This window comes from Streptomyces jumonjinensis (genome assembly GCF_009600885.1).
GTDB lineage: Bacteria > Actinomycetota > Actinomycetes > Streptomycetales > Streptomycetaceae > Streptomyces > Streptomyces jumonjinensis.
Genome location: NZ_VCLA01000188.1, coordinates 606 through 6,952 on the forward strand (window position 1 = coordinate 606; position 6,347 = coordinate 6,952).

The window sequence follows — 6,347 nt, forward strand, 5'->3', positions numbered from 1 at the left end:
AATCCCCATAGCCATACGTACTACTGGCCGACCGCGACGAGGACACGGAACCAGAGGCGCGACCACCCGATCGAGCTACCCCCAGGCGCGACCGTCTTCGCGGAGCCGGAAGGGCTTCCAGGACCGTCGTCTGCGCTCGCTTGGTAGACGGACAAGCGACGAGCAACGTCGGGGATCGCTAACCTACGGGCAAGAGCACCTATCCAGCACGGGATGAACATCCCAGCACACCCGCACTGCCTGAGCAGTCAGTAGTGGTACCGGGCGGCGAGGACCACGATCTCCTTGTCCGTCACCAAGTAGACAAGACGGTGCTCGTCGTCGATCCGCCGCGACCAAACCCCCGGCAGGTGGTACTTCAGGGGCTCGGGCTTGCCGATCCCCGAGAACGGATCACGCTTGACGTCCTCGATGAGCTTGTTGATCCGGGCGAGCATCTTGCGGTCGTTCTTGAGCCAGGACGTGTAGTCCTCCCAGCCCTGATCCTCGAAGACGAGCCTCACGCGGCACCCGCACCCGCACCCGCGTCCGGCGAGTCCGGATCGATCAGCTCGCGCTCCGACACGTTGACGTGGGCCAGGGCGTTCTCGTACGCCTTGAGCAGTCGACGGGCATTCGCCGGAGAGCGCAGCAGGTACGAGCCCTCGCGCAGCGCCGCATAGTCCTCGGCCGAGACGAGCACGGCATTGCCGTGCTTGGAGACGATCTCGATGGCCTCGTGATCGTCGTTGACCTTCTTGATCAGCGGGAAGAGAGCCTTGCGGGCTTCGCTCGCGGTTATGGACATGACCTGACCCCTTCCATCAAGTGGTACCTGATAACGTACCACTCTCGACGCCCCCCAGGTGGGCCGAGCGGTTGACAGGCGATCAGGTCTCCCAGCACGGGATACGACAAGGGGCCGACTCCCGGAGGAGTCGACCCCTTCTGACCTGCGCGTTCGCCACGTCACCGACGTGGCGCCAGCTCATCCGCTCAGACGTTGAAGCGGAACTCCACCACGTCCCCGTCCTGCATCACGTACTCCTTGCCCTCCATGCGCGCCTTCCCCTTCGCGCGGGCCTCCGCCACCGAACCCGTCTCCACCAGGTCGGCGAAGGAGATGACCTCCGCCTTGATGAAGCCCTTCTGGAAGTCGGTGTGGATCACACCGGCCGCCTCCGGAGCGGTCGCGCCCTTCTTGATGGTCCAGGCGCGGGTTTCCTTCGGGCCTGCCGTCAGGTAGGTCTGGAGGCCCAGGGTGTCGAAGCCCACTCGGCCCAGGGTGGCGAGGCCCGGCTCTTCCTGGCCCATCGACTGGAGGAGTTCGAGCGCCTCGTCGTCGTCGAGTTCGATCAGCTCGGACTCGATCTTCGCGTTGAGGAAGATCGCCTCTGCCGGGGCCACCAGCGCGCGCTGCTCGTTCTTGAAGTCCTCGTCGACGAGTTCGTCCTCGTCGACGTTGAAGACATAGAGGAACGGCTTGGTCGTCAGCAGATGCAGCTCGTGCAGCAGCTCGCCCTGCTCCGTGCCCTTGGTGATGCCCGCCGAGAACAGGGTCTGGCCCGACTCCAGGATCTTCTGCGCCGCCTCGACCGCCGCCAGCACGGCGACCTTCTCCTTCTGGAGGCGGGACTCCTTCGTCAGACGCGGAACCGCCTTCTCCACCGACTGGAGGTCCGCGAGGATCAGCTCGGTGTTGATCGTCTCGATGTCGTCCTTCGGCGAGACCTTGCCGTCGACATGGACGACGTTCTCGTCCTTGAAGGCCCGGATGACCTGGCAGATCGCATCCGACTCACGGATGTTCGCCAGGAACTTGTTGCCCAGGCCCTCCCCCTCGCTCGCACCGCGCACAATGCCCGCGATGTCCACGAAGTCCACGGTCGCCGGAAGGATCCGCTGCGAGCCGAAGATCTCCGCGAGCTGGGCGAGACGCACGTCCGGGACGCCCACCACACCCACATTCGGCTCGATGGTGGCGAACGGGTAGTTGGCCGCCAGCACGTCGTTCTTGGTCAGGGCGTTGAACAGGGTCGACTTGCCGACATTCGGCAGACCGACGATTCCGATCGTGAGCGACACGTTGGCGACTTCCTGAGTGAGAACCGGTGGGAAGGGGTGGAGACTGAGCGACGGAGACCGGCCGGCGGCCGGTCGGCGTCGGCCCGGACAGGGGCCGATCCCCCAGTTTACGGGCGGGGCGAAGCGGGCGGCGACGCCATCCGGGAGTCGAACCTTTCGCCAAGGTCGGCCAAAGGGCGTGTCCTGTGCCTGATTCCTCCTGTCCCGCCGCCTAGGTTTGTCGCGTGGAGCAGCACAGGATCAGTCCCCCCCGGAGCAGGCAGCGGCCTCAGCCTCCGCTGCCGTCGCAGAGCGCCCTCGCGGACCCTCCGGGCGTATACGGCGTACGGCACCCCGCCCGGCCCGTGCCGCCCGTGGTGCAGGCACTGCGCCGGCTGCCCGGACCCCGGCTGACCGGACTCGGCGGCGGGCTCTTCGCCTGTGTCGCCATGCTGGTGATCGGCGCGCTGGACTGGCTGCTGTTCGACGGCTCCGCTCTGGTGTACGGGGTGCTCTTTCTGCCCGTCTGCGCGCTGACCGCCCTCTGGGTGCGGGGGCCGGACCTGGTCACGGCCCCCATCAGCGTCCCCATCGCCTTCGCCGTCGGGATCGTGCCGATCTCCGGTGGGGAGGGCGGCCTCGGTGCCCAGATCATGGCCGTGGTCACCGCGCTCGCCGTGCACGCGGGCTGGCTGTACGGCGGGACTCTCGTCGCCGGGCTGATCACCTGCGTACGGAAGGGACGGGAGATGGGCCGGCGCAGGCGTCGCGTCCGCCCCGGGCCGCCGCCCGGGCGCCGCCCCGGGTCCTGACCCCGGGCGCCAACGGAACGGCCGGCCCCGAGCAGCAGCTATCCGCGCGCCGCCATCGCCGCGCCCACGATCCCCGCGTTGTTCTGGAGCTCCGCCGGAACGATCTCCGCCCTGATCCCCTCGATGTGCGGAAGGAACTTGTCCGCCTTCCGGCTCACCCCGCCGCCGATGATGAACAGCTCGGGCGAGAAGAGCATCTCCACATGGGCCAGATACTTCTGCACCCGCCGCGCCCAGTGCTGCCAGCTCAGACCCTCGTCCTCCTTGGCCTTGGTCGACGCGTGCTTCTCGGCCTCCCGGCCGTTCAGCTCCAGATGGCCGAGCTCCGTATTGGGCACCAGACGGCCGTCGATGAAGACCGCGCTGCCGATCCCCGTACCGAGCGTCAGCAGCATCACGGTTCCCTTGCGGCCACGACCCGCGCCGAAGGTCATCTCCGCGACGCCCGCCGCGTCCGCGTCGTTCAGCAGAGTGACCTCGACGCCGTCCAGCCGCTCGCTCAGCAGCTTGGCGGCGTCCAGATCGACCCAGCCCTGGTCGACATTGGCCGCCGTACGGGTGATCCCGCCCGTCACCACCCCCGGGAAGGTGATCCCGACCGGCCCCGTCCACGCGAAGTTCTTCACCACCTCGGCGACCCCGTCCGCCACCGCGTCCGGCGTCGCCGGATGCGGGGTCAGAACCTTATGACGCTCCTGCGTCAGCTCGCCGCGCTCCAGATCCACGGGAGCGCCCTTGATGCCCGATCCGCCGATGTCCACTCCGAACAGGTTCATGGATCCAACGTTACGGGCAGCTCCCGGCCGTCACGCGTCAGAAGCGCTATCCGCAGAACCCGCCGCCGCCAGCAGCTCCGCCGCCTCCGCGCGCAGATCCCGGCGCAGCTCCTTCGGCAGCGAGAAGGTGATCGACTCCTCGGCCGCCTTCACCAGCTCGACATCCTGGAAACCTCGCTGGGACAGCCACTCCAGGACGCCCTCGACCAGGATCTCGGGCACCGAGGCGCCCGAGGTCAGACCGACCGTGGAGACGCCCTCCAGCCATGCCTCGTCGATCTCCTCGGCGAAGTCGACCAGATGGGCGGCGCGCGCGCCCGCGCCGAGCGCCACCTCGACCAGCCGCACCGAGTTCGACGAGTTCTTCGAGCCGACGACGATGACCAGATCCGCGTCCGCGCCCATCTGCTTCACCGCGATCTGGCGGTTCTGGGTCGCGTAGCAGATGTCGTCGCTCGGCGGGGAGATCAGCTGCGGGAACTTCTCCTTCAGCTTGTCGACCGTTTCCATCGTCTCGTCGACCGAGAGCGTGGTCTGGGACAGCCACACCACCTTCGACTCGTCGCGGACCTCGACCTTCGCCACATCGTCGGGGCCGTCGACCAGGGTGATGTGGTCGGGGGCCTCCCCGGCGGTGCCGATGACCTCCTCATGGCCGTCATGGCCGATCAGAAGGATGTCGTAATCCTCATTGGCGAACCGGACCGCTTCCTTGTGGACCTTGGTGACCAGGGGGCAGGTCGCGTCGATGGTCGCGAGGCTGCGCCGCGCCGCCTCCTCATGGACGACGGGGGACACACCGTGCGCGGAGAACATGACGATGGCCCCCTCGGGGACCTCCGCCGTCTCCTCGACGAAGATCGCTCCCTTCCGTTCCAGGGTCTGCACCACGTACTTGTTGTGGACGATCTCGTGGCGGACGTAGACCGGCGAGCCGTACTGCTCAAGGGCCTTCTCGACGGCGATCACAGCGCGGTCCACGCCCGCGCAGTAGCCACGGGGAGCGGCGAGGAGGACGCGGCGGGCGGGAGACGTAGCAGTCATGCCCCCCATCGTAAGGCCGCTCAGAAGAGGCGGGAGATCACCGTACGGGGGAACACTGATGACGGCAGCCAGGGACGGAGAGCCGGATGACGACGGGCACGGACGGACCCGGGGCGGGGCGGGGACACTGTGACGGCGGCGCTGGCGAATCCGGTGGCACCGCAGGATCCGGTGGATCCGGTGGATCCGGTGGATCCGGTGGATCCGGTGGCGGGCTGCGGCGCACGCTCGGCTTCCGTGACCTGGTCGTCTACGGTCTGCTCTTCATCGCCCCCATGGCGCCCGTCGGCGTCTACGGAGCTCTCGACGCCACATCGCAGGGCGCGGTCGCCCTCGGCTACGCGGTCGCCACCGTCGCCATGGCGTTCACCGCGCTGAGCTACGCCCAGATGGTCCGGGTCGCCCCGCAGGCGGGCTCGGTCTTCACCTACGCCCGCAAGGGCCTGGGCGAGGGGCCCGGGTTCATCGCCGGATGGATGGCCCTGCTCGACTATCTGCTCATCCCCGCCGTCGCCTATCTCTTCTCCGGGATCGCGATGGAGGCGCTGGTCCCGGGGGTGGACCGGTGGGTGTGGACCGGGATCGCCGTCGTCCTGACCACCCTGCTCAATCTCTGGGGGGTACGGGCGGCGGCCCGGGTCGGCTTCGCGGTGCTCGCGATGGAGATCGTGGTGCTGCTGGTGTTCGTGGTGTCGGCGGTGGTCGTGCTCGTACGCGACGGGGCCCAGCGGGAGTGGCTCTCGCCGATCACGGGGGACACCGGTTTCTCGATGGCGGCCGTGTTCGGCGCGGTATCGGTGGCGGTGCTGTCGTATCTGGGCTTCGACGCCATCGCCTCCTTCGCGGAGGAGGTCACCGGGGGCTCCCGGCAGGTCGCGCGGGCGGTGCTGTTCTGTCTGGTGCTGGCCGGGGCGCTGTTCATCGTGCAGACCTATCTGGCAGCGTTGCTGGAGCCGGTCTCCTCGGCCCGCCTGGCGGCGGAGCCCGAGCGGCAGGGGACGGCCTTCTACGACGCCGTGGACGCCTCGGTCGGGACCTGGCTGCACGATCTGATCGCGGTGAGCAAGGCGATCGGGGCGGCCTTCGCGGCGCTGGCGGGGCAGGCGGCGGCAGGTCGGCTGCTGTTCGCCATGGCGCGGGAGCGGCGGCTGCCGCACGCGCTCGCCCGTACGGACGGGGGTGTGCCACGGGTGGCGCTGCTGCTGGCGGCGGCGGTGAATCTGGTGGCCGCGCTGTGGGCGGCGCGGCGGGCTGACGGGCTCGGGCATCTGGTGTCGGTGGTCGACATCGGCGCGCTCACAGCGTTCGTCCTGCTGCACGCGAGCGTGGTCGGCTGGTTCGTGGTCCGCCGGATGGCGGGTCCGCCGCGCTGGGGGCGCCATCTGGTGATCCCCGTGCTGGGGGCGGTGATCCTGATCGCGGTGATCGCCGAGGCGGCCGGGTCGGCGCAGGTGGTGGGGGTGGTGTGGCTGGGCGTGGGGCTGGTGGTGCTCGCGCTGCTGTGGGGGCGTGAAGGGCACAACGGGCGGGAGAGGCGTACGGGGGCTGGGCGGTGAGGGGGCCCTTGCCGGGTGCGGGGCTTCGGGGTGCTTCGGGCTGGGTGGGGTGGGGTGGGTGCGGGTCCGCTCCGGGCGGGGTGCGTTGTGGGCTGGGGCCGGTGGGGTAGGTGCGG

The 6,347-nt window shown here is 69.0% G+C and carries 7 protein-coding genes; 2 read left to right on the forward strand and 5 right to left on the reverse strand.

What is annotated here, in order from left to right; translation table 11 throughout:
• Positions 1-248: 248 nt before the first annotated feature.
• The 3 genes from FF041_RS29385 to ychF form a co-directional block, all read right to left on the reverse strand.
• Positions 249-503, reverse strand: coding sequence for a Txe/YoeB family addiction module toxin (locus tag FF041_RS29385; RefSeq protein WP_323393052.1), 255 nt, complete (start codon positions 501-503; stop codon positions 249-251).
• Complete coding sequence (locus tag FF041_RS29390) at positions 500-787, reverse strand: type II toxin-antitoxin system Phd/YefM family antitoxin (protein ID WP_153525616.1); 288 nt, start codon at positions 785-787, stop codon at positions 500-502. Before FF041_RS29390 ends, FF041_RS29385 begins: the two co-directional genes overlap by 4 nt.
• A gap of 188 nt (positions 788-975) precedes the next feature.
• Positions 976-2,064: a redox-regulated ATPase YchF gene (gene ychF, locus FF041_RS29395; RefSeq protein WP_323371506.1), complete on the reverse strand. Its 1,089-nt coding sequence runs from the start codon at positions 2,062-2,064 to the stop codon at positions 976-978.
• Positions 2,065-2,288: 224 nt separating this feature from the next.
• Here ychF and FF041_RS29400 point away from each other — a divergent pair, with 224 nt between their 5' ends.
• Positions 2,289-2,855, forward strand: coding sequence for a DUF6542 domain-containing protein (locus FF041_RS29400; RefSeq protein ID WP_323393054.1), 567 nt, complete (start codon positions 2,289-2,291; stop codon positions 2,853-2,855).
• A 38-nt stretch (positions 2,856-2,893) separates the two neighbouring features.
• Here FF041_RS29400 and ppgK read toward each other — a convergent pair whose 3' ends face one another.
• Positions 2,894-3,631: a polyphosphate--glucose phosphotransferase gene (gene ppgK / locus FF041_RS29405; RefSeq protein WP_153525617.1), complete on the reverse strand. Its 738-nt coding sequence runs from the start codon at positions 3,629-3,631 to the stop codon at positions 2,894-2,896.
• Between the two features lie 30 nt (positions 3,632-3,661).
• Positions 3,662-4,684: a 4-hydroxy-3-methylbut-2-enyl diphosphate reductase gene (locus FF041_RS29410; RefSeq protein ID WP_153525618.1), complete on the reverse strand. Its 1,023-nt coding sequence runs from the start codon at positions 4,682-4,684 to the stop codon at positions 3,662-3,664.
• A gap of 77 nt (positions 4,685-4,761) precedes the next feature.
• On the opposite strand from FF041_RS29410, the gene FF041_RS29415 reads away from it, so the two are divergent.
• Positions 4,762-6,231, forward strand: a complete 1,470-nt coding sequence (locus tag FF041_RS29415; protein WP_153525619.1) for an APC family permease — start codon at positions 4,762-4,764, stop codon at positions 6,229-6,231.
• The last annotated feature ends 116 nt before the right edge of the window (positions 6,232-6,347 follow it).